15 protein-coding genes and 1 riboswitch are annotated in these 25,464 nt (G+C 53.1%); of the genes, 11 read left to right on the top strand and 4 right to left on the bottom strand.

What is annotated here, in order from left to right:
- Positions 1–12 precede the first annotated feature (12 nt).
- From M0R33_RS00430 to M0R33_RS00410, 5 genes are all read left to right on the top strand, one after another.
- Positions 13–2,811 carry a DUF3570 domain-containing protein gene (locus M0R33_RS00430; protein ID WP_292563402.1) on the top strand — a complete coding sequence of 933 codons (2,799 nt, stop codon included), beginning with the start codon at positions 13–15 and terminating at the stop codon, positions 2,809–2,811.
- A 262-nt stretch (positions 2,812–3,073) separates the two neighbouring features.
- Positions 3,074–4,579 (top strand): sulfotransferase, encoded by a 1,506-nt coding sequence (locus M0R33_RS00425; RefSeq protein WP_292563400.1) that lies wholly within the window; start codon positions 3,074–3,076, stop codon positions 4,577–4,579.
- A gap of 396 nt (positions 4,580–4,975) precedes the next feature.
- Entirely contained in the window at positions 4,976–7,237 is a 2,262-nt protein-coding gene (locus M0R33_RS00420) for a cytochrome c peroxidase (protein WP_292563397.1), read from the top strand.
- 88 nt (positions 7,238–7,325) lie between these two features.
- The gene (locus tag M0R33_RS00415) at positions 7,326–8,039 is read left to right on the top strand and encodes a VPLPA-CTERM sorting domain-containing protein (protein WP_292563395.1); all 714 of its coding nucleotides are present in this window, start codon (positions 7,326–7,328) and stop codon (positions 8,037–8,039) included.
- A gap of 316 nt (positions 8,040–8,355) precedes the next feature.
- The gene (locus tag M0R33_RS00410; RefSeq protein ID WP_292563393.1) at positions 8,356–9,207 is read left to right on the top strand and encodes a VPLPA-CTERM sorting domain-containing protein; all 852 of its coding nucleotides are present in this window, start codon (positions 8,356–8,358) and stop codon (positions 9,205–9,207) included.
- 131 nt (positions 9,208–9,338) lie between these two features.
- Here M0R33_RS00410 and M0R33_RS00405 read toward each other — a convergent pair whose 3' ends face one another.
- The 3 genes from M0R33_RS00405 to M0R33_RS00395 all read right to left on the bottom strand — a co-directional run bounded on the left by M0R33_RS00405 (position 9,339) and on the right by M0R33_RS00395 (position 14,229).
- The gene (locus M0R33_RS00405) at positions 9,339–10,310 is read right to left on the bottom strand and encodes a D-glycerate dehydrogenase (RefSeq protein WP_292563390.1); all 972 of its coding nucleotides are present in this window, start codon (positions 10,308–10,310) and stop codon (positions 9,339–9,341) included.
- Between the two features lie 729 nt (positions 10,311–11,039).
- Positions 11,040–13,235, bottom strand: a complete 2,196-nt coding sequence (locus tag M0R33_RS00400; protein WP_292563388.1) for a cytochrome c peroxidase — start codon at positions 13,233–13,235, stop codon at positions 11,040–11,042.
- A gap of 187 nt (positions 13,236–13,422) precedes the next feature.
- Entirely contained in the window at positions 13,423–14,229 is an 807-nt protein-coding gene (locus M0R33_RS00395) for a hypothetical protein (RefSeq protein ID WP_292563386.1), read from the bottom strand.
- A 138-nt stretch (positions 14,230–14,367) separates the two neighbouring features.
- Positions 14,368–14,442, bottom strand: a riboswitch (cyclic di-GMP riboswitch).
- Between the two features lie 422 nt (positions 14,443–14,864).
- On the opposite strand from M0R33_RS00395, the gene M0R33_RS00390 reads away from it, so the two are divergent.
- Together M0R33_RS00390 and M0R33_RS00385 are read left to right on the top strand one after the other, a co-directional pair.
- Positions 14,865–16,262, top strand: a complete 1,398-nt coding sequence (locus M0R33_RS00390) for an OFA family MFS transporter (RefSeq protein ID WP_292563383.1) — start codon at positions 14,865–14,867, stop codon at positions 16,260–16,262.
- Positions 16,262–16,387, top strand: a complete 126-nt coding sequence (locus M0R33_RS00385) for a hypothetical protein (protein ID WP_292563380.1) — start codon at positions 16,262–16,264, stop codon at positions 16,385–16,387. Before M0R33_RS00390 ends, M0R33_RS00385 begins: the two co-directional genes overlap by 1 nt.
- Before the next feature lie 54 nt (positions 16,388–16,441).
- On the opposite strand, the gene M0R33_RS00380 is transcribed toward M0R33_RS00385, so the two are convergent.
- On the bottom strand, positions 16,442–17,608 hold the full coding sequence (locus M0R33_RS00380) for an aminotransferase class V-fold PLP-dependent enzyme (protein ID WP_292563377.1): 1,167 nt from the start codon (positions 17,606–17,608) through the stop codon (positions 16,442–16,444).
- Positions 17,609–17,832: 224 nt separating this feature from the next.
- Between M0R33_RS00380 and M0R33_RS00375 the strand changes: the two genes are divergently transcribed.
- The 4 genes from M0R33_RS00375 (at position 17,833) to M0R33_RS00360 (ending at position 25,296) form a co-directional block, all read left to right on the top strand.
- Positions 17,833–18,786, top strand: a complete 954-nt coding sequence (locus M0R33_RS00375) for a CoA ester lyase (protein WP_292563374.1) — start codon at positions 17,833–17,835, stop codon at positions 18,784–18,786.
- 84 nt (positions 18,787–18,870) lie between these two features.
- Positions 18,871–20,088, top strand: a complete 1,218-nt coding sequence (locus tag M0R33_RS00370) for a malate--CoA ligase subunit beta (protein ID WP_292563371.1) — start codon at positions 18,871–18,873, stop codon at positions 20,086–20,088.
- A 22-nt stretch (positions 20,089–20,110) separates the two neighbouring features.
- Positions 20,111–20,998, top strand: coding sequence for a succinate--CoA ligase subunit alpha (sucD, locus tag M0R33_RS00365; protein WP_292563368.1), 888 nt, complete (start codon positions 20,111–20,113; stop codon positions 20,996–20,998).
- A 77-nt stretch (positions 20,999–21,075) separates the two neighbouring features.
- Positions 21,076–25,296 carry a DEAD/DEAH box helicase gene (locus M0R33_RS00360; protein ID WP_292563365.1) on the top strand — a complete coding sequence of 1,407 codons (4,221 nt, stop codon included), beginning with the start codon at positions 21,076–21,078 and terminating at the stop codon, positions 25,294–25,296.
- Positions 25,297–25,464 lie beyond the last annotated feature (168 nt).

Here is a 25,464-nt window from a genome sequence, read left to right as displayed (position 1 = left end):
ACGCGCCTGAGTTTGGCCATCGAAACGCTGTTGCGCAATATAAAAATGCCGTCCGCGGATCCGGTGCCGTTACGGAGCCGAACCATGCCGGCCAATACGGCATCCGTTTATATGAAAGGCGCCGGGGCTGCCGAGGTTAACAGGCCGGCCGCTGCCCGGATCAGTCCGGCCTTGCAGGCTTTGACCGCGGCGGCCTTGCTGCTGCCCGGACTGACGGAACCCGCGCGGGCGGCCGACGACGAAGCCAGTATTCAATACGGGCATTACGAGGAAAGCCCCCGTGATGTTTATTCCCGCGTACCTACCAGCGAATTTGGTTTTGATCTGAAAAAAATACCGAATAACTTCGCGCCGATTACGGTTGACAGCATTCATGTGCAAGGCAAGACCTTGCTGCGCGACCGTTGGAGATTTACCGCCAACTACAGCGAAGACACCTGGTCCGGCGCCACGCCGGTGGCTACCGCGCCGGCCGGATTCGGCGGCAATAAGGCTTATGGGGGAGGCGGTAGCGTTAAACATACCGATCCTAGTTTGGGCGATACCATAACCGGCGCCACCCCCTATATACAGTCTCTGACTCCGGTATTCGATCAAAATTTTAACCCGGTTTTAGATAAAGGTTTGGATGCGGACTTTAACCAAGCGTACGGCTTCGGCCCGCAGCCATTGACGCATACCATGACCATGGCTTCGCCGGAAACCCGTAAACAGGGCGACTTTAAACTCGGTTATGAATGGGACGAGGCGGCGGTGGACGTCGGCGGCGGTCTGTCGCTGGAAAACGATTACGAATCCCGCTTCGTCAATTGGGGCGGGCGGCTGGATTTCAATAGCAAACTGACGACCCTGAATTTTAGCCAGAGTTATACCAACAGTACGGTGTCGGCCTTGTTGGACCACGATTCGCTGCCCTATCTTGGCTTTATCGGTTACCAATTAAATGGCAAAGATGATAACGGTTATTATGACGGGAGCGTAAATGAAGGGACATTGCACGGCAAACGCGAGGATATCGCCACCAATCTGAGTGTGACGCAAGTGCTGAGCAAAAGTGCGCTCGCCGAGGCCGGGGTGGGTTATACCCATAGCAGTGGTTTCATGGAAAACCCCTACAAAGCCACTTACGCGTTTTTCGTCGATCCGAACTCGTTCGACGCGGGTAGCGGTGTGTACCTTGGTGCAAATACCGCGGCCTATACGGAGCAGCGGCCCAACAAGCGCAATCAAGTCAATCTGAATCTTCGCTATGTGCAGCATATAGCGCAGCTGGATGCGGCGATGAACCTGAAATACAACTATTTCTTCGATGACTGGGGTATCAATGCCCACACCTTCGAAGGTAAATGGGTGCAGCCGCTGCCTTGGGGATTGACGGTTACCCCCACTATTCGCTATTACAGCCAGAGCGCGGCGGATTTTTACCATCCTTATCTGGTGCTGAAAACCGCCGGTTCGGGCGATGTGAATAATGTAGCGGCTTACCGGGCTTTAATTCAACAATACCCTAACTTTTCCAGCGATCACCGCTTATCCGCTTATGGCGCCTTAAGCGGCGGCGTGATTGTAAACAAGCAATTCGCCCGCGGTTTGAATCTGGAAATGGGCTTTGAGTATTACACCCATCAAGGCGGCTTGAGACTGGGCAGCGGCGGCGAGGGCGGTTACGCCGATTTTTCCGCCTATTCCGCCAATGCGGCGTTGAAGGTCGATTTGGACACTCTCGGCCGCAGTCTGGCTGAAAGCGGCGGCGGACACCACCATCATCACCATCATCAACACGGTCCGGCGCAGCCGGCCGGCCTGATGTTCGGGCATATGCTGAATATGGCGGACGACTGGATGATCGGTTACCAATACATGTACGGTAAACAAGCCGGTAATTTATTGCAGGGTACCCAGCCGATTTCAGATGCTGCCATTACCCAAAATAATGCGCTGCATAACCCTAATTGCGCGGATGCACAGTGTTTTGTCGCGCCCACCGATATGACCATGCATATGCATATGTTTATGGTCATGTACGCGCCGACCGATTGGCTGAATCTGATGCTGATGCCGACCTTCATGGATATGAGCATGAATATGCGGGAGCTTGGCGGTACCAACGCCCCCCAACCAACTGATGCTGATCCAGCCAAGGCTCTTGTAGGTTCTGCTGTCAATCATGCCGGCCACGAACACCAGACCGGCGGTATCGGCGATACCAATATTTCCGCTTTGGTCAAGCTGTATGACGACAAACTGCATCATCTGCATCTGGGTTTGGGCGTATCCGCGCCGACAGGCGATGTCGACATTCATTTACGGCCTAATCATGCTTTCGAGTTAGGGTTCATTCATTACGGCATGCAATTGGGTAGCGGTACCTGGGATTTCACCCCCAGTTTAACCTATACCGGGCATCACGATGATTGGGGCTGGGGCGCGCAAATACAAGGCATTAAAAGGCTGCAAAATCACAACGAATCCGGCTATAGGCTGGGTGATATGCTGCAGGCCACCGCCTGGGGCAGTTATCAGTTTCTGGATTGGCTGGGCGGTACGGTGCGCGGCATTTACACCACACAAGACTCGCTGCACGGCGAATACGATGGCTTACATGTGCCCATCGGTACCATGGATACGCCGGCCAACCACGGTGGTAAATATTGGGACATCGGCATGGGGTTGAATGCCACCATTCCGGGCGGCAGCATGGCCGGCAATACTTTTAGCGTGGAGTGGATACAGCCGCTGCAAGACAATGTCAACGGCGTGCAGTTGGAGCGTGAGGGGGCTTTGTCGGCTAAATGGAGTTATATGTTTTAGCTGCGATTTTAAGTTTTTGAGTTCCGGCAATCCCTGCCGGAACGACGATGTTTTGAATGGGGATGTCAATTCAGGAAGTTATTCCAACCCCAGTCCTTAGCTATTGACGGGATAGTATTGCAACATGCCTTCCGCTAGCCATTAGCGTAATCTATTCAGGAGAATCCTCTCTTAGCGTATGGATACAGTCAAAAAACCTTCAACAATTCCCAACTTATCCCCCTATTTAAAAAACGGCCAGGCGGCTGTCAACGCGCGGAATATGACGGAGGCGGTCGTTTGGTTTGAAAAAGCCGTGCGGGAAAATCCAAAAGACGCTCAAGCCTTGGCTTGTTACGGGCAGGCGCTTTGTTGGGTCAAACAGCACAGCCAGGGCATTGAACATTTACGCAAGGCAGGGGCCTTGTTGGCGAAGGCCGGCCGGAAACAGCGAGATACCCGGCAGTTGCTTCTGCTGGTGGAGCAATTGCAATTCTGGAACGATTACCCAGGCTCGCTGGAACTGATCAAACAAGCCGTGCAGATTAAAAAGGATGTCAGAGGGTTTCAATTATTGGCGCACACTTACTCGCGACTCAATCAAAATCAGCTGGCGCTTGCCGCCAGCCTGCAGGCTTTGCGGCAAGCGCCGGACGACGCGGTATTAAATCTTCAGCACGCCATGCTGGAGGCCGGAAAGGGGTGCTACGACGACGCCGTTGCGCGGTTATTGCGTATTCTGCGGATGCAGGCGGGCGAGGAGCTAGCGTTTCGCGCGCATAAGGAGCTGGCCAGAATTTACGACAAGCAAGGCGAATACGCGCGGGTCTTCGCACATTTGCATGCGGCGGCGGCGCTCTCGGCCGGTTTGCCTGAGCTACAAAAGCAGGAGCCGAGGTTCGTGTTTGATTTGTTGGCCGAATATACCGCCGGGTTCGATGCCGAATTGTTGCGGCGTTGGTCCGGCGTAAAGTGGCGGGAGGAGAAACGCGCACCGGCGTTTCTGATAGGCTTTTTTCGTTCCGGTACCACGCTGACCCAGGAAATTCTGTCCACCAACCCCACTGTATTCGTATCGGACGAAACCGATTTGGTCGTGGCGATGAAGGACGAGCTGAATCGGATATCCGCTATCAAGGGTAATTTGGTAGAGCAGTTGCGTCTGGCCGACCTGGATACCATTAAACATTTACGTGATTTCTACTGGCGTTTGGCCGCGCAGCGATATGGGGAGCATGCGATACAAGGCTTGTTTGTCGATAAAACCACCATGAATACCTTTGATGTTGGCCTGATCAATGCGGTGTTCCCGGACGCCAAAGTGATTTTTATGGTAAGAGATCCGCGTGATGTTTGCCTAAGTTGCTATATGCAAGTCATGATTCCGTCCGCGGCGACCGTGCACTTGTTCAATTGGCGCACTACCGCCGAGCTGTATGCCAAAACCATGCAATGGTGGCTGCATATCAAACCGTTGCTAAGTGTGGAAGTTATGACGTTCCGTTACGAAGACGGTATCGCGGACTTTCAGGGCACATTCAGCCAACTGTTTGAATTTTTAGATTTGGCATGGCATCAACAAGCGGACCAGTTTTATAAGCAAGCCGGGCAAAAATTTATCGCCAGTCCCAGCTTCAGCCAAGTTTCACAACCTTTATACGCCACTTCGGTAGGGCGTTGGCGATATTACGCATCGGAGTTCGATGCCGTCGACGATCTGTTGCAGCCTTATATAAAGGCATTGGGTTATTGCGCCGAAACTCCCGGCCATACCCGGTTGCCTAACTGATCGCGTCTTTAAATTCCCCTGTTAGTCCCCGAAAAACGCTTATTTAACCGCACGTTTTTGTTTTTCCCACTGATTATACAAAGCAAGGCATATGCAGTATTTTTTTATAAAAGTGCGGCATATCCCGCACAAAAATAGCTAAATCAATTTCCCATACTTTCTAAGTTGTTGTTTCTAGGCGAACTAAGGAGTGGCCTGTATTTTGCTGAACAAGGGTTCGGTTATATGCTGAATCTCTTCTGTAGGCGCATGGCTTGATCGATGTAAGTCGTCAGATACCAACAGAATCGTATTAAGGGGCTATGGGGCTTGTAATGATTCCGCGGCGGTTTCAATGGAATAGGAATCGCCGAGGTTGAGCAACCGGAGCAGAAATATTTTTACCAGGGTTAAATTATGAAATTATCCGTCTTTTTATTGTCGGCCTGTTGTGCCTTTGTTTGTCAGGTTGGATTTGCTCACGGGCCGTTGCCGGTGCCGTTAATTGGTGTACCTACTCCACCGGTACCGGGCTTGACAGATGGCCAGGACCCGATTGTGGTGAATAAGGACATGGCCATTGCTTTAGGTAAGGCGTTGTTCTGGGATGTCAATGTCGGCAGCGACGGCATGGCTTGCGCATCTTGCCATTTTCATGCCGGCGCCGATAACCGGGTCAAAAATCAAATTAATCCCGGCACACTCAATCCGCATCCCGATAATCTTTTCGACACATTACCTTCAGGTAACGGGGGGCCGAATCACGCTTTGAATACGGATGACTTTCCTTTGGTGCGATACGCCAATCCTCTGGATAAGGCCAGCGGTAGAATATTTGCCACGGACGACGCGGTTGCGTCATCGGGGACTTTTAGCGGCGAATTTACCGGTGTTTCGTCTTTTACCGGCAGTAATGACAACTGCCAGCGTAGCGCGGACCCGGTCTTTAACGTCAATGGCGTCGGCACGCGGCGAGTTGAGCCTAGAAACGCTCCCAGCGTAATTAACGCTGTTTTTAACCACCGTGGTTTCTGGGATGGTCGGGCCAACAACGTCTTCAACGGTACTAATAACTGGGGCGACCGCGATCCCAATGCAGGGGTCTGGGTGCAGGTGAATCGGCGCACGGTTCAAAAGCAGGCATTGCACCTGGAGAACTCGGCGTTGGCTTCTCAAGCCGTGGCAACTGCCATGAGCCAGCTGGAAATGACATGCGCCAACCGCGGCATAGCTGATATCGGCCGAAAATTACTGCTGCGCCAACCCTTGCAGCATCAAAAAGTACATTACATGGACAGTGTATTCGGTACCTTGAACCTGACAAACAGCACGGAAGGTAATCTGCAACCCGGTTTAAAGGCCACATACAAAGATATGGTGCGCGCCGCATTCGCCTCGAAATTCTGGTCGAATACCACAAGAGGCAGTTTTGGTTCGCCGGCTAGCGGAGGATTGGCTTATACGCAGATGGAAGCCAATTTCCCGATGTTCTTTGGTTTGGCGATCCAGATGTACGAATCCACCCTGGTATCCGATCAGGCACCCATCGATACCGCCGTGCGCGACCCGGATACCTACAAGCCGGTTAGCCTGACGGATTCCGAAAGACGCGGCTTGGAAGTGTTCACCGAAAGCCATTGCAACCTTTGCCATGCGGGGCCGGTAATGACAACCAATGCAATCGTTTCCAATTCGCTGTTGGTAACGCCAACGGCCAATGCCTTTTTTGGCCCCGAGCATAGTTTACGCGCCTTCGGACCGGAAGCCATGGGCAAAAATCTGGTCGATATGGCCAAGGACGCAGGTATTACCGATACACCTAATGTGGTGATGCGTGATGTGACTCGAAACCCCACGGGCCAAAAGCTGATCGATTTCGGCTTTTTTAATACCGGAGTTGGTGATCCGGAAGCCGATCCCGGTTTGGGCGGCCAGGATGAATTCGGCAAACCGTTGTCGTACAGTGCGCAATACGTGCAGTACTTAATGGGTAACGACAGCGAGGTTAAAGACCAGGCCGTCAGGCACGTGCATAGCTGCCAGTTCTTGTCGCCGCTGGGCTGGGACTTGGGATTCGATATCAACTTCCCAGCCTTTTTCACTTTGTCCGCGGACCGACAAGTGGATGGTAGCCGGGAAGGACCGGCGGAAGTATCCTTGCGCGGGCAGAATTGCCAAGACCCTGGCTACGCTTTCATACCCACCATCGATGCTGCTATTGCCGCGTTTAATAACCCGAATGATCAGAAATTGCTAATCGGCGCCAAAGCGGCCTTTAAGATTCCGACTTTGCGCAATATCGAGTTGACAGGCCCCTATATGCATAACGGCAGCATGGCGACGCTGGAACAAGTCATCGAATTTTATGCGCGGGGCGGTAACTTTGATAACAGCAACCAAAGCGACTTTTTAACGCGTACGCCCATGAGTAGCGATGCGCAGAAACGCGCCGATCTACTGGCGTTCTTAAAAACCTTGACCGACGACAGAGTGCGCTACGAGCAGGCGCCGTTCGATCATCCCGAGTTAATCGTGCCGAACGGACATGAAGGCGACGACCAGTTCGTGCAGTCCGGTCACCCGCTGTCTGCTGCATTGGCAAAAGAGGCAGTAGTGGTTGTGCCGGCCGTAGGCGCAAGTGGTAGGGCTGCCCCAATCGAGCCGTTTTTGGCGCCTTGATCGGTCGCTGACAACTCAGCCGGTCATGGCCCGCTATTTAAGCGGACCATGACCTTTCGCTCAATATTTTTGAATATCAGGAAACACAATGAATAGCTTGAATCGAAAATCAACGCTTTTAACGGCAGCTATTTTTTTACTGCCGGCGTTAACGTCATCCGCGCAAGCGTCCAGTCATTACAGCGGGAATGTTGATTTCTCGTACACGGTTACGGCAAGCAACCGCAATGCCAATGGCGATATGCAGTCTTTATCGATCATGGATTTTTTCAATTCCGGTGCATACGCGGAAAGTGCCGCCAGTAGCTACGCGCCGAATTACCAAGCGTTTAGCGGACTGGGTATATCGCACAACCTTTCCTTGCAAGCGCAAGACACTATCCAACTGGGTACGGCGGTCAGCGATTACTTTTCCAATTTGTTGATTTCTTTTGAAAACATTTCGTTGGATGTAAACGATATTTTCGACATCAACATCGATTTTAGCTATTCGCTAACGACCCAAGCTTCCGGCGAAAATGCCGATGTGGACGCTACATTTGCTTATTCGAATGAAAATTTCGACTTGGATAACTTCGATATTTCGCATGCTTCCATTTACGACGGTTTTGCACAAGCTTTTGGCGTCGATTCCTTCGGCTTTGTGCTGTCGGCCGGCCAAACTGAGAATCTTTATTTCGACAGCACGGTAACGGGCCAGCTAGAGGCAACCGTGGTGCCGGTTCCGGCCGCGATTTGGCTGTTCGGCAGCGGAATGGCAGGCTTGTTGGGGATGCAACGTAAACGATCTTCTAAGGCTTAGTTTTTGCCGGCAGCTCTTTTTTATCCGCATCGCAAATCAAGCAACAGGCTAAAAAGCTGGGCCATATAACATAGTCAGCTAGAGGAATTTAGGGGGTTGCCGTTTTTCGGCGTTTAACGCCGGACGGTTAAGAGTATTTGCTACGAGTAGTAGTTTTTGTAGCGATATGAAATTAAAGAAAAAATACCTAATGAAGCTAAGGAGTGGCCGACTGGTATGAGAACTGCTTTATAGATTGTGAAGACTGGTGGGATTTAGAGAGGAAATAGATCTACCGCTTCGTTGAATTTTTAATTTTTGAAAACAAGGAGTATTCATGCAACAAAAAAAATTGGTTAAGGCTATTGCGTTGGCCGCGGCGGGTACCGCAATGACATTGGGCGCGGCCGGTTCGGCATCCGCGGAGGTTATGTATAACACCGCCAGCTGGGGTGCTACCGATGGTTGGGTGTTGACGGGCGGTTCGGACGGCGGCGGGGCTCCAATTCCTTGGTTAGGCACGCCGGGCGGCGCACTACCCATGGGTTTTACCTCGGAAAAACACGCCTTAAACTGGGCGGCCATGATCGACAATGCCGGCCAAACCCTGGAAGTATCAGCGGCTGATGCCGCCAGTAGATTCAATGGTGCCGTCGTTGATCTGGACACCGCCAATGGCGCCTGGGGTTCCTGGCAGGCCGATCCGCAGAACCCTAGCTTTACCCGAGGCTGGGCGCATAATACCGACTTCGGGTTAATCAAATCCGCCGTGGATACCACGGTCAGAATTGAAGTGTCCAAGGTGAACGCGGCAGATAATATTTTCAATTACGGTATTACCGTTTTTGAAGGTATGCACACCGGTGAAATCAATCACCATTCCATTTGGAATGCCGGTTATATTTCCGGATTGAACGAGGCGCCGGCCATGGTCGATAACCCTTTTGGCGGTAGCGGTTTAAGCTATTTAACTCATGGCGACAGCAGCTATGTCGAATTTTTTGCCCAAGCCAACCAGGCATACACGGTTTATTTGGGAGGTAATGACATAGGCGGCGATATCTTCGGTACGCCATACGCTTATAAAGTCAATATCAGTGCAGTGCCTGTGCCTGCGGCGGCATGGTTATTCGCTAGCGGGTTGCTTGGTTTGATCGGTGTTAATCGAAGGAAGACTAAAGCGGCCTAAAGGCTGGTCACTATTCAGCGCAGAGTTCAATCGGTGTTTAATTGATGCCAGCCGATTAAATGCCCTGTGATACTTTGCGCTGAATTATTTCTCAATAATGAGTTCAAATGACGGCAGTCATTGAATTCGCTTTATACCACTCTATCGGGCAACACTTGTCCGGCAAAATAAGCGGCCAAATTGGCCAACACCTTTTCGCCCATTGCCGTTCGGGTGGCGATAGTCGCGCTGCCCAAGTGCGGCAATAACGATACGTTGTCCAACGCCAGAAAGCCCGGGTCGATGTAGGGTTCGTTTTCGTATACGTCCAGTCCGGCGCCGGCAATGCGCTTTTCTTGCAACGCTTTGATCAGAGCTTTACTATCCACCACATCGCCGCGGGCGGTATTGATTAAATGCGCGCTGGGTTTCATCAGGTTTAGCGTATTTTCATTGATTAAATGCCGGGTTTGGTTACCGCCAGGGCAGTGCAAAGATACGTAATCGCACTGCGGCAATAATGCTTCTATGGTTTCGCAGCGTATGGCTTGTAACGCATCGACGATCGTTGAGTCGGCGGGCGAAGGTTTTACGTACAATATTTTCATGCCGAAACCATGGTGCGCCTTGCCTGCCATGGCTTGGGCGATACGGCCGAAACCGATCAAGCCCAGGGTGGCGCCGGTGACATCACTGCTCATCATATGCGTGGGGCACCAACCTGTCCATCGCCCCGCACGCACTATTCTGTCGCCTTCCGCCCCGCGTCTGGCGGACATTAACAATAAGGTCATGGCGATATCGGCGGTGCTCTCGGTTAAAACCCCTGGCGTGTTGGTGATAATCAGTCCTTGCTGCTTGGCGGCAGCGATGTCGATATGGTTGTAGCCCACCCCAAAATTACCCAAAATTTTACAGCGTTTATTCGGCACATTGAGCACGTCGGCCGGCAGGCTGTCGCAAACGGTGGGACACACCGCATCGTAATTTTGCAAAGCCTGTTTGTATTCGTCGACGGTGAAGGGGTGATCATCGCGATTTAAAGTCACATCGTACTGTTGTTGTAACGTGGCTTCCACCGAGGCAGGCCAGCGGCGAGTGATCAAAACTTTGGGTTTGCTCATGACAATTCCTTTCCTGATTAGCAAGCTGTTTCAGCTAAATTGTATTACACGCATTGGCGACCGTCGCTCCGGCCGGGTTTGCCGGCGCAGCAGACCGCGAAGCGAATCCATCCCGGCACCTGGATCCGGCAATTGCTCCATGCCTTGCCCTATCGCCTGCAACTATGCGGTGCCCCCCGGCGGTATGACAGACTTAGGTTTGGCGATTAGTATAAATCAGCTTGATTGAAATCAATACCTTACCTAAGGTGAGCTTTCCTACCGAGCTTGTAGTTTTGCATTGAATGAAATCGCCGCTAGCCTTGGAGAAATTCTATCGGACTTTGTTGTCAATCGCGAATTGCAGCGGAGTGTAGATTTTTAACGAAAGCGTTCCCTGACCAATTCAAAGACCAAGGCTTGCAGATGCCAGGTAACCACTGTCGTGGCAACCTGACCTAAAAGACCGGGCTGGTCGTTGTTAGAATTCATCAAACAAGGGTGGGCACGGTTATTGCTTACTAAGCGGAAATTTAACCGTGCAAAATTGATGATTCGCTACTGCGATGCTTGAGCGAATGCCGGTCCGCGGACCGGCAACCGTAATGCCGGCCTGTAACATGCTTTGCACTCGACCCAACCTTTTGCGGCGTTCTCAAGCGTGAGTAAATGCGTGGTTTGGCATAATCTAAATCACCGGGTTTATTAACGACCACATCCTAATTGCAATGCTAACGCCGCGCCGCCGAGCTATTCCAAGTAATCTTCAAAGGGTAGATTGGGTTGCGGTTTGCCTTCCGCACCCACGGCGTCGAGGATTAAAAATTCGTCCAGGGCGAGTTGGTTCGATAATTGGTGACCGCCGAATGCTGTCATATGGTCGCCGACGTGGCCGTGTGGAATTTTGATTTCCGGATGGTCGAAGGGCGCTTTTTCATAACGCACCCGATCGTCCGTCAATGTCTTCAAGAATGCGGCCAAGTCGGCGCGTGCTTGCGCCGAAGTGATCAACTCGCCCGAGCCGCCCACAAAGCCGAAATCCTTGCCCGGCGTATCGAAATTGCCGCCCCTGGCATAGAAAGTTACCACTTGCTCAAGATTGGCCATGCCGCCGTTATGCATATACGGCCCGGTCAATTCGATATTTCTCAATCCCGGAATTTTGAACGCGCCTTCCATTACCGCCAGGGCTTTGCCGGCGTCGGCCTTGCTGAGCTCGGTCAGAATTGCGGCAGGCGTCGGTTGGTACGCCCAGTTTGGCTGAATGCAGTCATCGGTTGCTTGGGCTTGCGGCATAACGCCGTCGACAGCGGTAAACATTTTGCGACTGGTTTTGTTGGTATCTGCGGCCAGTTGCTGTTGAAAATCGCAAGGTCTGACGTTTCTTACTTCGCCGTCGTAAATGCCGTTATCGTTGGCGGCCAAGAATTGCAGGTATTGCAGGCTGAAAGATAACGGTTTACCGAAAGTATCGACGCCGCCCAAGCCTATGTCGCCGTCCAGCGGCGTGACGCCGGTGGAGGTAAACCCGGTGTCGCTCAGGGTTCTGCCAGCTAGGCTTAGACTACGTCCTACCACGTTGTTCGAAGTCGCCAAGCTGATGATTTCATTGCCGAAGGCCTCGGGATGGGTTTTTACCAGCAGGGCGTTGGTCGCCACGGTTGCCGAGGTAAATGTCGGTCCGACATGGCACATGGCGCAGTGGCCGTTGCGGAACTGCTCCAGCCCACGCCGTTCCGCTTCGGTCAAATCGACCGGTACCCCCTGGGCATCGCGAGCGCTGCGGTCGAATGGCGAATCGTCCGAAACCAAGGTCGATTCGTATAATTGAATCGCCAGACCGAAAAACAGCGGAAAATTGGCCTCAATCTGGCTGTAGGCCGGCTGGTTCGGATCTGCGGGACGGCCGAAGTTGTCGCGTTTGGCATAAGACCAGTATTTACGGTTGAAGGCCTCCATAATCATCATCCGATAGCTGGTTTCCAAGCCAGACAGTAAATTGCCGGGGGTACTGAAAGTCAAGCCGGTTAGTACGCTGTCGTTGTAATGCACTTTTTGGTTTTCCAGTGGCTTACGGTCCAATAGTTTGCGCGCCAGGCTCTTGAATGTGCGTTGGCGGCAACTCATTTCGCTGTCGTTTAACGGTGGGGCGGTCGCCACAGAGGCCAGCGAAGAATTGATCAGGTGCAAACGTTGTTTTTTTACAGTGGTTCTGTTGGTGCTGATCCAGACGCCGGCATCCGGATCGCGGTCGCCCCAGGGGTTGTTGCCGTTGAAGACGTTATTGGCGCGACCATCCCAAAAATTGCGGTAATTAAATACGGCGTTGATTACGCTTGGTGCGTTGCGCGGTGGAACTTTGCGGGTTCCGATAGCGCCGACATGAAACACGGCATCCGCGTTACGGTCGCAAATGTCGTCGCCGCTGCCGTAGGGCGCCTCGCCGATGTAATCACCGCTGAATGTGCCTGACGACGATACTACATCGTCGGTTTGAAATGTAATGGGCGACGTGGTATCGAAGTCGTTGCTGCGTTGCAGAAACGGAAAATCGTCTTTCTTCAGCGTGTAATTGGGTCCGCCTGAATTGTCTGTTCCGGTCGCTTCAAAGGTGGAGGCGGTTTCGCTTAGCGACACGCCGCCGGGGGCCAGCTGGTTTTTCACACGGGAGTCGGCGCCGGCATGAAAGTGGCAGCTGGCGCAGGCCATGCCGTCGCTGCCGACATTGCTATCCCAGAACAGCGCTTTGCCCAGCTGTATGGCGACTTTTTTATCGACCACGATAGGTTCCGGTCCGTCAAGCAGCCCGGGTACTTCCGGAATGGGAACGTTTTTCAGGCTGATCGGCATTGGGCCGAAGCCGTCCGAACGGGCTGGCGTGGACATGCCGGTAACCGCAATGATTGACAGCACCAGCATGGATGTCGGGTAAGGCTTGAGGGACATGGAGCGCTCCGGGAATTTTTGATCTGAATAAGCTAAAAACGAAAATGCCTCTACCGTTCGCTTGAAAGGCAGAGGCACACGCTATCGATTCCTTGTTTGAACTGTCATGCGACGATGTTCTATCGCATGCGGGCGACTCATTCGCTCGCGAGTATTATTGAGCAGGCTCTTAGGCTAGAGCTGCCCTTTAAGCTGCCTTGAATTTACGACGGCCGCTAACCGCTAAACCCGCCAGGGCGGAGCCAAACAGATAAACGGCGCCGGGTAGCGGTACTGCGTTAACGGAAACGGAAAGTTCCGAAGAAGCCAAGCCTGTCAAAGAGTTGTTGGCACCGCCGAACGCAACGGTGTACCAGCCTTGAGCCAGATTATCGAAGACCAATTGTGCAAAATTTTCGCCGAAGCTGCCGGAAACCGCCGAAAAATAAGTGTTGTCGCCAACTTGGTTGACGCCGCTGTTAATTGTTTCGCCCCAATCGGTTTCGCTGCCGTTATGAGCTGCGCCGCCGTTTACATAAGCCAGGGTCTGCAGCATGTTACCGTTGGAACCGTTCAGCCAGGTCGTGCCATCGTCGCCAAGCGCACCAACTGCATTGTAGCTATGCGGTGTACCGTCTCCTGCGCCCGTGCCGCCATCGAACGCGCCGTTGGAGGCATATGCGGTGATACCGAAATCCCGGTTGCCCGACAATGTGCTACTGGTAATGCTTACACTCTGATTAGGGGCTGTGACTTCAAAGGCCAGCCATTTGACGGCATGTCCCCAGCCGGAATAATTGAGCGATGGGTTTCCGGTCCAGCCCGCGCGTCCGCCGGCAGAGTCCGCCATGTTGAATACGCTGGAGGTAATGGTTTCACCCGCGCCCACGCTGTTGTCGCCATCCGTCCAGGTATGAATGCTAACCGCGCCGGCAGCGCTGGCGCTGGCGCTGGCCAGCGATAATATTGCGCCAATTAATGTGGTGCGGACTGTGAATTTAAACTTGTCGTTCATGCGTTGATTCTCCTAAAGATTTGGTTTGGGTACTGGGGCGAATTGACAGTTACTGTTTTCGCTATTCGAAAATTTCCAAACCGAATGTTGCGGCGCTATCCCTGTTGGTGCTTTAACATGCGGCTTTTACGAAAACTTCGATGCAACCCGGCCATCTGTGGCAGATCCGTGGCTTTCCGGCCCCGCCTTGCGGCGAGTGTGGCAATGTTGATGCGGACAAGGTACGGCGCTGCCCTCCTGGCGAGCCGGTGCTTATCAGCAAACGCCTTTGTCTACGCATTATGCGTGCCAATGAAATGTAAAGGTGGCCGTATAATTGGGTGCGCATTGGCTGGATCGGCGTCAGTGAAGCGTAAAAGCTTGTAATAACAACTGATTGCAGATTGTCAGTGATGGCTTACGGAGCGATTTTTCAAGTCGGTGGTTGCTGTTTTGGCAATGCGTTCTAGGACGGAGGAATCGGAAATGCTTGAAAAATAAGGGATATGCCTCAGTGTTGCGTGAAATCACACACTTTGGTTTCATGATTTTCCCTGATAACCTATTCATAGGGCTTTGTTGTGGATTTTAAGGGGGTTTGTTATGCCTTCGAACCTGTTCAATCGGCAAAGACGTTACAACCTTAGGGAGTTTTTATGTCTGACTTTTTCTGCAAGTCGCGAATTACAGCGAGTGCCGACTTTAACCGCTGGCTGGTGCCGCCGGCTGCCTTATCGGTACATTTATGCATCGGCCAGGCTTACGCATTTAGTGTCTTTAACGATCCCTTAACCCGGGTGATCGGTGTGTCCGCATCGGCGGGCGAAGACTGGAAGCTGACTACGCTAGGCTGGATATTCAGCCTGGCGATTGTATTTTTGGGCTTGTCCGCGGCCTTTGGCGGTAAATGGCTGGAAAAGGTTGGGCCGCGTTTGACCATGTTCGTGGCTGCGTGTTGTTTCGGCGGCGGATTTTGGGTGGCGGCTCTGGGTGTCTATCTACATCAAATCGGCTTGATTTATTTGGGTTACGGCGTGATAGGCGGTATCGGCTTGGGGCTGGGTTATGTGTCGCCGGTGTCGACCCTAATCAAATGGTTTCCCGACCGGCGCGGCATGGCCACCGGCATGGCAATCATGGGCTTCGGCGGCGGGGCCATGATAGGTGCGCCACTTTCGGTGTTGTTGATGGATGCATTTAAATCCACCAGTTCGGTGGGGGTAATGGAGGCATTTCTGGTGATGGGCGGCCTGTATTTTGTCTCCATGCTGATAGGCGCCTTGACTATCCGCATACCGCCCGCCCATTGGCAACCGGAAGGTTGGACGCCGCCGCAGGTGGAAAACAAGATGATTACCCAAAATCATGTGCATATCGACCAAGCCCTGAAAACCCCGCAGTTCTATTTGTTGTGGCTAGTGTTGTGTTTGAATGTCACGGCCGGCATCGGTGTACTGGGGCAGGCATCGGTAATGATACAGGAGATGTTTAAAGGCACAGTAACCCCGGCGGCAGCGGCCGGCTTCGTCGGCTTGTTGAGTTTATTCAACATGGGCGGGCGGTTTTTATGGTCGTCGGCGTCGGATTACCTGGGGCGCAAGAATACTTATTTCGTGTTCTTTGTGGTGGGCGCCTGTTTATACGCTTTGGTGCCGAGCATGGGCATGATCGGTAATATGGCCATGTTCGTATTGCTGTATGCCTTGATCATGAGTATGTACGGCGGCGGTTTCTCCACCATACCGGCTTATCTGGCGGATATTTTCGGTACCCGGTATGTCGGTGGCATCCATGGACGCTTATTAACCGCTTGGGCGACGGCGGGGGTGCTGGGGCCGGTGCTGGTGAATTACATCAGGGAATACCAGATAAACCAAGGTGTGGCAAAAGCGGATGCCTACAATGTAACCATGTACATTATGGCCGGGATTTTGGTGTTGGGATTTGTGTGCAATTTATTGATCAAACCCGTACATGAAAAACATCACATGAAGCACGATGAATTTGATGAGTTGGATGGGATTTATCCTGGTAGTGAACAGGAGGAGGCGTGATGAAAAACGACAAACAAAAGCCCGGCTCAAGAGTGTGGTTGGTGTTGTTCTGGCTATACGTGGCCTTGCCGTTATTATGGGGCGTGGCGTCTACCCTAAAAAAAGCCTTGGCCTTGTTTAATTAGTTTGCCAAAAAAAAGGCGCCGATAGGCGCCTTTTTAGTAGCTTAAGGAAATTAATTATTTCGCGGTTGCACGATAATACTCAATCGCTGCCGCCACGCCGCTACCGGGTTTAATGTCGAAACCGTTGTCCAGCATGGCCATTTCCACGCCGGCGATGGCGCCTAGCAGGGATACATCGTTCATATCGCCGATATGACCGATACGGAACACTTTGCCGGCCACTTCGGTTAAACCGGCGCCCAGTGAAATGTTGTATTTGTTATAGGCGGTGCCGATAACGTGGCGGGCATCCTTGTCCGCAGGTACCACGATGGCGGTAACGGTATCCGATTCGAAGCCGGGCTGGGCACAGATTGTTAAACCCCAAGCCGCAACCGCACGGCGTACGCCTTCGCCCAGGCGATGATGGCGGGCGTAAACATTATCCATGCCTTCTGCCAGCAACAGATCCAGCGCTTTACGCAGGCCATGCAGCATAGGCGTTGATGGGGTGTAAGGCGTGTAGCCGTCTTTATTGGCATTCATCTGGTCTTTCAGCGAGAAAAATGAGCGCGGAAAGGTGCTGGTTTCAACCGCTGCCAGGGCTTTTTGGCTGAAGGCCAGGATGGCGGCGCCGGCCGGCAGCATGAAACCTTTTTGCGAGCCGCTGATCGCGCCGTCCACGCCCCAGTCGTCCATGCGGAATTCCAGGCTGGCAATGGAACTGACGCCGTCGACGAATAGCAGTGCGGGGTGGCCGGCCGCATTCATGGCTTTACGCACACCGGCGATGTCGCTGGTGACGCCGGTCGATGTTTCGTTGTGGGTAGCCAACACGGCTTTGATTTCGTGATGGGTGTCTTGTTTCAGACGGGCTTGCAGCGCATCCAGCGGAATGCCCTTGCCCCATTCCACTTCGTGCGCTTCGACATCGAAGCCCAATTTTCTGGCGGCGTCCATCCATAAATGGGCAAATTGGCCGAAGCGGTAAATCAATACTTTATCGCCGGGATTCAGGCAGTTGGTTAATGCCACTTCCCAGCCGGCGGTACCGGTGGCGGGGAATACGAAACATTGTCCCGCATCGGTGCGGAATACTTTTTTTAGATCTTCCAGCAGCGGCTTAAACAGATTAGGAAAGATCGGCGAACGGTGATCTTCCATCGGTACATGCATCGCGCTCAGAACTTCGTGGGGGGAGTTGGTTGGACCCGGTATAAATAAGTGATTGCGACCCGCCATCAGGTTTCTCCTTTGAATAAATTTAGTCTGCTAAAAATCGCCGGATAGTGTCATATTTGCCGGCGTTCGGCAAGTCGTTTGCAAGCAAGGATTGTTAAAAACCGCCGAATTCATGGGCCTACGGCAATTGACATTGCCTGCCCTGAAAGTAAAATGACGGGTTCTTTATTTATAGCCTGGGCTGGAAATGTTCCAGTCGATATCAACCCAGTAGGAATACATACATGAGCCACACACTATACGAAGCCAATGCCCAACGCGTTCAACGCTGCGAATTGGCGGTACCGGGTTCCAGCCCTGAAATGTTCGAAAAAGCCTTAACAAGCGGTGTGGATTTTGTGTTTCTCGACCTGGAAGACGCTGTTGCGCCCGACGACAAGCTGCAAGCCCGCAAAAATATTATTCAAGCCATCAACGACCTGGACTGGGAAGGGCATGGCGTGACCTTGTCCGTACGCATCAACGGCTTGGATACCCAATACATGGTGCGCGACGTGGTCGACCTGGTCGAACAGGCCGGTAGCAAAATCAAAACCCTGTTGATACCCAAGGTCGGCGTTTACGGCGATGTGTACATGGTGGAAGCCATGCTGAATCAACTAGAAATGCAGCAAGGTTTGACTAAAAAAATAGGTATCGAAGCCCTGATCGAAACCGCGTTGGGCATGGCCAATGTGGAAGATATTGCCAAACAGGGCGCCATCGGTGGTCGTTTGGAAGCCCTGCATTTCGGCGTGGCCGATTATGCCGCCAGCAACCGGGCCCGTACCGTCAATATCGGCGGTTTGAATCCCGATTATCCCGGCGACCAATGGCATGCCGCCATCAGCCGGATGACCGTGGCGTGCCGTGCTTATGGTTTGCGTCCTATCGACGGCCCTTTCGGTGATATCAAAGATCCCGAAGGCTATAAAGCCGGTGCCCGCCGCGCAGCTGCTTTAGGTTGCGAAGGCAAATGGGCCATTCATCCTTCCCAAATCGCTTTGGCTAACGAAGTCTTCACGCCGCCCGCAGCTGAAGTGGAAAAAGCCAAACGGATTCTGGTCGCATTGCGGGAAGCTGCCGCGCAAGGCAAAGGTGCTGCTGCGCTGGACGGTCGTTTAATCGATGCTGCTTCCGAGCGTATGGCCAATAACATTGTGCGTGCCGCCGAAGCGATTGCAAAAAAACAAGGCTAAAGGCTAAAGGCTAAAGGCGAGGGTGTTTTCGTCTTTGATCTTTCGCCATGTTCACATGAATTCAAAAATAGATGAGAGAGATGCATGGACATACATGAGTACCAAGCAAAACAATTGCTGTCCGAATATGGCGTAAAGATCGCTGCCGGCGGACTGGCCTACAGTCCGGAAGACGCAGTGCAACGGGCGCGCGAAATTGGCGGCCATGTTTGGGTGGTTAAAGCACAAATTCACTCCGGGGCCCGCGGCAAAGCCGGCGGCATCAAAGTGTGCAAAACCCATGACGAAGTCAGCGAAGCCGCGGAGGCCTTATTGGGCAAACGCTTGGTCACCCATCAAACCGGTCCGGCCGGCAAGCAGTGCTTACGCTTGTATGTGGAAGCCGGCACCGATATCGCCAAAGAGCTTTATTTCAGTTTGTTGATCGACCGTACCCATGAACGCATCGTCATGGTCGGTTCCGCACAAGGCGGTATGGAAATCGAGGAACTGGCGGAAAACAACCCGGATGCGATCAAGAAAATCTACATCGAACCGGCTGTGGGCCTGCAGGATTTTCAAGCCCGGAAAATGGCGTTTGCCCTGGGCTTAAACGCTGATTTGGTACCGCAAGCCGTCAAGTTGATTCAAGGCTGCTATCGCGCCATGCGTGAGCTGGATGCGAATATGGTGGAAATCAATCCGCTGGTGATCACGGGGCACGACGAATTGGTCGCTTTGGACGCCAAAATGGGCTTCGACGACAACGCGCTGTTCCGTCGGCAAAAAATCTCCGAATTGCGGGACAAGACCCAGGAAGACCCGCGCGAAATGGCGGCGGCCGATCGCGGTTTGAGTTATGTGGGTCTGGATGGCGATATTGGCTGCATGATCAACGGCGCCGGTTTAGCCATGGCGACCATGGACATGATCAAACTGGCGGGCGGCGAGCCGGCCAACTTTTTGGACGTCGGCGGCGGCGCCTCGGCGGAACGTACCGAAAAAGCCTTTCGCATGGTGTTACAGGATAAAAACGTCAAAGCCATGTTGGTGAATATTTTCGCCGGTATCAACCGCTGCGACTGGATCGCCGAAGGCGTGGTGCATGCGGTAAAAAAAATCGACATGCAAGTGCCGTTGATCGTGCGTTTGTCCGGCACCAATGTCGAAGAAGGCCGCAAGATCATTAAAGATAGCGGTTTACCCATCATCATGGCCGAAACACTGGCGGAAGCCGCCGAGAAAGCGGTGCAGGCGCGTAACGAAGTAGTCGCTGGTCGCTACCAGCCTCCTGCTTCCCGCGACACTATTACTTCCCTGTAAGGCGCAAGGATAAGGAAACAATATGGCAATTTTTATCGATAAAGACACTCGCATCATCGTCCAAGGGTTCACCGGCAAAATCGGCTCCTTCCATGCGCAGGAAATGATAGCCTACGGCTCCAACGTGGTGGGCGGTATCACGCCGGGCAAAGGCGGCCAAACCCATTTGGGCCGGCCGGTATTCAATACCGTCAAGGAAGCGGTACAGCAGGCCGGCGCCGAAGCCAGCATCGTGTTTGTGCCGCCTGCGTATGCGGCCGATTCGATCATGGAAGCCGCCGAGGCCGGTATCAAATTCTGCGTCTCCATCACCGACGGTATTCCGACCCAGGACATGATGAAAGTCAAAATCTTCCTGAGCAAATTCCCCAAGGAAAAACGCATGGTATTGACTGGTCCGAACTGCGCCGGCACCATCAGCCCGGGTAAATCCATGCTGGGCATCATGCCGGGTCATATTTATATGCCGGGCAACGTCGGTATCGTCGGCCGTTCAGGTACCTTGGGCTATGAAGCGGCCGATCAGATGAAGGCTCTGGGCATTGGCGTATCCACTTCGGTCGGTATCGGCGGCGACCCGATCAACGGCAGCTCGCATCGCGACATTCTGGAAAAATTCGAGCAGGATCCTGACACCAAAGTGGTGATGATGATAGGCGAAATCGGCGGCCCGCAAGAAGTGGAAGCCGGAATGTTCGCTAAGGCGCACATGAGCAAACCGGTGGTGGCTTACATTGCCGGCTTGACCGCTCCGAAAGGTCGCCGCATGGGCCATGCCGGAGCGATTATTTCCTCGACCGGCGAATCGGCGGCGGAAAAAGTCGAAATGCTTAAGGAATTGGGTGTAACCATTGCGCCAACCCCCGCCGCGATGGGCGAAACCATTGCCAAGGTGTTGGCCAAGCTGTAAGCTGGCTGCGGTCTCGCCAAAAAGCCCGCGGTTGCGGGCTTTTTTATTGATTTGATTACGTCACTCTTTTTAGGTACATGCACGCATCCAACCAAGCCAAGCTTTTAGATGCCTATCGCGCGCTGCCGGGGGACCTGCAGATGCTGGTCAACTTGCTGGCGGTATATTACGGCTATTGCTCATTGACCAATATCGCCAAGTGTCTGGCCGGTCTGGGCATCAAGGAAGGCAATAGGGTACTCAAGGCGGAGACCGTCAAGGCCCGCTTGCGGCCATTGATAGCCGAAGGATTGTTGGAGGAAAACGTCCGTCCCGGCGGTACCCGTTGCGCCCGTAACCTGGTAGAAAGCCTAACCCGGCAATTAGTCGCCGATAACGAGTTTGAAAAATATGCGGCGCAGGTATTCGCGCTCAGCTCGCCCAGCCAGGGCTATTACCGTTACAACACCGCCGAGGATTGCATCCGCGAAGCGCGGATCCATTTTCACCGGGGCGATTACCAAAAGATGCAAGAATGCCTGAATATCGGCCGCCGTTATCCGGGGAATTTGCCTAGCCATATTGATTTGTTTTTATCGTGGTTTTTAAGTCCGTTGGATATGGCCTGGTTTCAAACGCACCGTAGCCAGGTATTGCAGGAAATGGCCGGATACGCTTGTTTGCACCAGTTGATTTACTTGTACCAACATCCGCGGCTGGAGGGGTTTTTTCAGCAGCAACTGCATAGCGACGAAGGGCGAGCCGATCCCGCTTTTATCCGTTTGTATCTGGAGTTGAATTTATTGCGCGGCGAATGGGAACAGGTTACCGGGTTACTGACTGGTGCCGATGATCCGGAATTATTGGCGATTGCCGCGATGCTGGAATTTCTACACGGCGACTATACCAGTGCAGTAAAACGATATGAATCAGCCTTGTCGCAACTTAGAAAACTCAGCGGCCAGCGCAGTGTTTATTTTTACGGTTTGGCCGGGATATTTTATCCACTGGCCATCTTAAAAAGTAACGACGGCAAGCTGCGTAATAAAGTGACTACACTGCTGAACCAGGCCATTAAATCGGGTGGCTACTGGAGCGGCGTTTATCAATACCTGTTGATGTTTCAGCAGTACTTGCAAGGCGATTTACAGGTTCGCGACCAACTGTTGTACATTCCTGCTACGTATCGGGTTAGTAGTGGCTTTCGGGAAAGCGGAACCCCGGAAACAGTGGTGCACATGCCAATTCTACAGCCCATGCTACTGCAGTTGATCAAGTTCTGGGTTAAGGCCGATTTCACCAATAAGGTCGAGGCGGTCGATCAACAACTCTATAGTCATCTGATTGCTAACGGTTATGTCTGGCCGGCGGCTGAGCTGGCGAAAATTTTCAGTAGTTTAGAGCAGGCCAAATCGCCGCAGTGGGACACAGGCTTTTTTACAGAGGGACGTGCTGCGTTGGCCGATTTGTTTGTCAGCCGCGCCGATTGGGAAGTGGCGCTGGACGCTTTGCTGAATTTACCGGTCGGCGACAAGAAAAGCGAAGCTGCAACTCAAGCGGAAAAACCCACCCGTCTGGTTTGGCTGTTGAGTTATGACGAACACGACAAGCATATCGATATCGAACCCCGCGAACAAAAGCAGCAAGCCAAGGGCGGCTGGAGCAAGGGCAGGGCGGTTGCTTTAAAGCGCCTGGCGCATGAACGGCAAAATTTCGATTATCTGTCGGAGCAGGATCACAAAATCTGCGCCCATATCAAGGAATACCGCGATACCGGCTGGTACGGCAGCGGAATTTCTTTTGAATTCGATAACAGCACCCCGCAAGCGCTCATCGGCCATCCTTTACTGTTTTGGGCCGATGCGCACGAAGTGCGGGTCGACGTGGTGAAAGGCGAAGCCGAATTACGGGTTAAAAAGTTGCCTAAAACCGACAAGATCAAAATCAGTTTGGAGCCGGCCCCCCTTCACGAACAAAAATTTCATATCAGTAAAGAAACCCCGACCCGTTTGCGGGTAGTTGAATTTGGTGTAGATCATCACAAAGTCTACGGCGTACTCGGCCCCAAAGGGCTGGAAGTGCCGGCCTCCGCGCAAGAAAAAGTGCTGCGGACCTTGACCAGCATATCCGGACTATTGACCGTGCATTCCGATATAGGCGGCAGCTCAAGCACAGCCGAGCAAGTCGATGCCGACGCCACGCCGCGCATTCATTTGCTGCCGCACGGCGAAGGCCTGCGGGCGGCCGTGTTGGTGCGGCCGTTCGCCAACGGCGGCGCCTATTTTCAACCCGGGCAGGGCGGCGAAAGCGTATTGGCGGAAATCGACGGCAAACGCCTACAGACCCAGCGCGATTTAAAATGGGAACAAAGCCTGGCCGCCGCCGTGATTAACGCCTGTCCGGTTTTGCAGGATGCCGAGCGCGACTCGGCCGGCGACTGGTTGCTGGAACACCCGGAAGCTTGCCTGGAATTTTTGTTGCAGGCCCAGGCCTTGCCTGAGACGCAGGCCTTGCTGGAATGGCCCGAGGGCGTGCGTTTCAAGGTGCTGGGACAAAGCGGCGGCAGTGGCTTTAGCGTACAAGTCAAGCGCGACAATAACTGGTTTGCCTTGCAGGGCGAATTAAAAGTCAATGACGATACGGTTCTGGATATGCAGCAGTTACTGGGTTTGCTGGATAATCGCCAAGGCCGGTTTCTGCAGTTGAAAGACGGCCAGTTTATTGCGTTGACGGACGAATTTCGTCGCCGTCTGGAAGATTTAAAAGCCTACGCGGAGATTAGCGGAAAAAATGTGCGCTTGAATCCGTTGGCGGCTTTGACACTGGAAGATTGGCAGGACGAAGCCGGTTTTAAGGCCGACAAACACTGGCAAAAGCATATCCAACGCCTGCAACAGGCCCGCGATTACCGGCCGCAACTGCCATCCACCTTTCAGGCCGAATTGCGCGATTACCAAATCGACGGTTATCGCTGGCTGGCTAGACTGGCGCAATGGGGGGTCGGCGCTTGTCTGGCCGACGATATGGGTTTGGGGAAAACCGTGCAGGGCCTGGCTTTGCTGGTCGAGCGGGCACCGGCCGGCCCCTGCCTGATCGTGGCGCCGACTTCGGTGTGCGCCAATTGGGAAAACGAGGCCCGCCGTTTTGCGCCCACTTTGAATCCCATGGTGTTAGGTAGCGGCGACCGCCAGCGCTTGCTGGATAATCTGCAGCCGTTCGATCTGCTGATCTGCAGCTACGGTTTGCTGCAGCAGGAACAAGTCGCCGAGATGCTGGCAAACATCCATTTCCAGACCGCGATACTCGACGAAGCCCAATGGATCAAGAATATCGCCACCCGCCGTTCGCAAGGGGCGATGAATCTGAGCGCCGAGTTTAAAATCATTATGACCGGTACGCCGCTGGAAAATCATTTGGGCGAACTATGGAATCTGTTTCGTTTCATCAATCCCGGATTGCTGGGTTCCATGGAACAATTCAATCAGCGTTTTGCCGGCCCGATCGAACGGGACCGCAACACGCAGGCCAAACAGCAGCTGAAAAAACTGATCCAGCCTTTTATCCTGCGTCGCACCAAAACCCAGGTATTGCAGGAACTGCCGCCGCGTACCGAAATTCCGATCTATATCGAGCTTAGCCCGGAAGAAAACGTGTTTTACGAAGCCTTGCGCCGCGACAGCGTGGCCATGCTGAGCAATGCCGACAGTCCGGCCGGGCATAAGCATCTGCAAATCCTGGCCGCCATTACCAAATTGCGCCGCAGCTGCTGCAATACCCGTTTGGTGAATGCCGCACTTGAACTGCCCAGCAGCAAACTGGCGGCATTTGGTGAAATCGTCGACGAATTGCTGGAAAACAAACACAAAGCCTTGGTGTTCAGTCAGTTCGTCGATCATCTGCAACTGATCAAAGACTATATCGAACAGCGCGGCATCGCATATCAATACCTGGACGGCAGCACGCCGGTCAAGGAACGTCAAAAGCAGGTGGAGGCCTTTCAGCGCGGCGAGGGCGAGTTGTTTTTGATCAGTCTGAAAGCCGGCGGCGTCGGTTTGAATCTGACCGCGGCCGACTACGTGATACACATGGACCCCTGGTGGAATCCGGCCGTGGAGGATCAGGCTTCCGACCGTGCCCACCGCATGGGCCAACAGCGGCCGGTGACTATATACCGCATGATCGCCAAAAATACCATTGAGGAAAAAATCGTCGCCTTGCACAGCCATAAACGCGATTTGGCCGACAGCTTGCTGGATGGCGCCGACATCAGCGGCAAAATGTCGGCGGACGATTTGTTGAGCTTGATGAAAGGCGACTAGCCTGATTGGCGGCCCACCGAAGTCTCGAGTTAGTTTTTTTGTTAGCAAAATATTAATACTCGGCGCTAAGCCTTTGAACTATAAAAGCTTAGCCCGAGTCAAGCCCCGAGTAGTAAAAAATCCCCTCGACAACACAATATATTGTGCTAATATTTTTACACAGGCACT

It is taken from the genome of Methylomonas sp. (assembly GCF_023228165.1).
Classification (GTDB): domain Bacteria; phylum Pseudomonadota; class Gammaproteobacteria; order Methylococcales; family Methylomonadaceae; genus Methylomonas.
Note: the sequence above shows the minus strand (reverse complement) of the source record. Positions and strands in the feature narration are given on the sequence as shown.

Excerpts from the sequence above, each read along its gene's own strand:
- M0R33_RS00420 (WP_292563397.1), top strand. The coding sequence starts at position 4,976 with ATGAAATTATCCGTCTTTTTATTGTCGGCCTGTTGTGCCTTTGTTTGT.
- M0R33_RS00425 (WP_292563400.1), top strand. The coding sequence starts at position 3,074 with ATGACGGAGGCGGTCGTTTGGTTTGAAAAAGCCGTGCGGGAAAATCCA.
- M0R33_RS00370 (WP_292563371.1), top strand. The coding sequence starts at position 18,871 with ATGGACATACATGAGTACCAAGCAAAACAATTGCTGTCCGAATATGGC.
- M0R33_RS00395 (WP_292563386.1), bottom strand. The coding sequence starts at position 14,229 with ATGAACGACAAGTTTAAATTCACAGTCCGCACCACATTAATTGGCGCA.
- M0R33_RS00380 (WP_292563377.1), bottom strand. The coding sequence starts at position 17,608 with ATGGCGGGTCGCAATCACTTATTTATACCGGGTCCAACCAACTCCCCC.
- M0R33_RS00360 (WP_292563365.1), top strand. The coding sequence starts at position 21,076 with ATGCACGCATCCAACCAAGCCAAGCTTTTAGATGCCTATCGCGCGCTG.
- sucD (WP_292563368.1), top strand. The coding sequence starts at position 20,111 with ATGGCAATTTTTATCGATAAAGACACTCGCATCATCGTCCAAGGGTTC.
- M0R33_RS00385 (WP_292563380.1), top strand. The coding sequence starts at position 16,262 with ATGAAAAACGACAAACAAAAGCCCGGCTCAAGAGTGTGGTTGGTGTTG.
- M0R33_RS00415 (WP_292563395.1), top strand. The coding sequence starts at position 7,326 with ATGAATAGCTTGAATCGAAAATCAACGCTTTTAACGGCAGCTATTTTT.
- M0R33_RS00390 (WP_292563383.1), top strand. The coding sequence starts at position 14,865 with ATGTCTGACTTTTTCTGCAAGTCGCGAATTACAGCGAGTGCCGACTTT.
- M0R33_RS00400 (WP_292563388.1), bottom strand. The coding sequence starts at position 13,235 with ATGTCCCTCAAGCCTTACCCGACATCCATGCTGGTGCTGTCAATCATT.
- M0R33_RS00375 (WP_292563374.1), top strand. The coding sequence starts at position 17,833 with ATGAGCCACACACTATACGAAGCCAATGCCCAACGCGTTCAACGCTGC.
- M0R33_RS00405 (WP_292563390.1), bottom strand. The coding sequence starts at position 10,310 with ATGAGCAAACCCAAAGTTTTGATCACTCGCCGCTGGCCTGCCTCGGTG.
- M0R33_RS00410 (WP_292563393.1), top strand. The coding sequence starts at position 8,356 with ATGCAACAAAAAAAATTGGTTAAGGCTATTGCGTTGGCCGCGGCGGGT.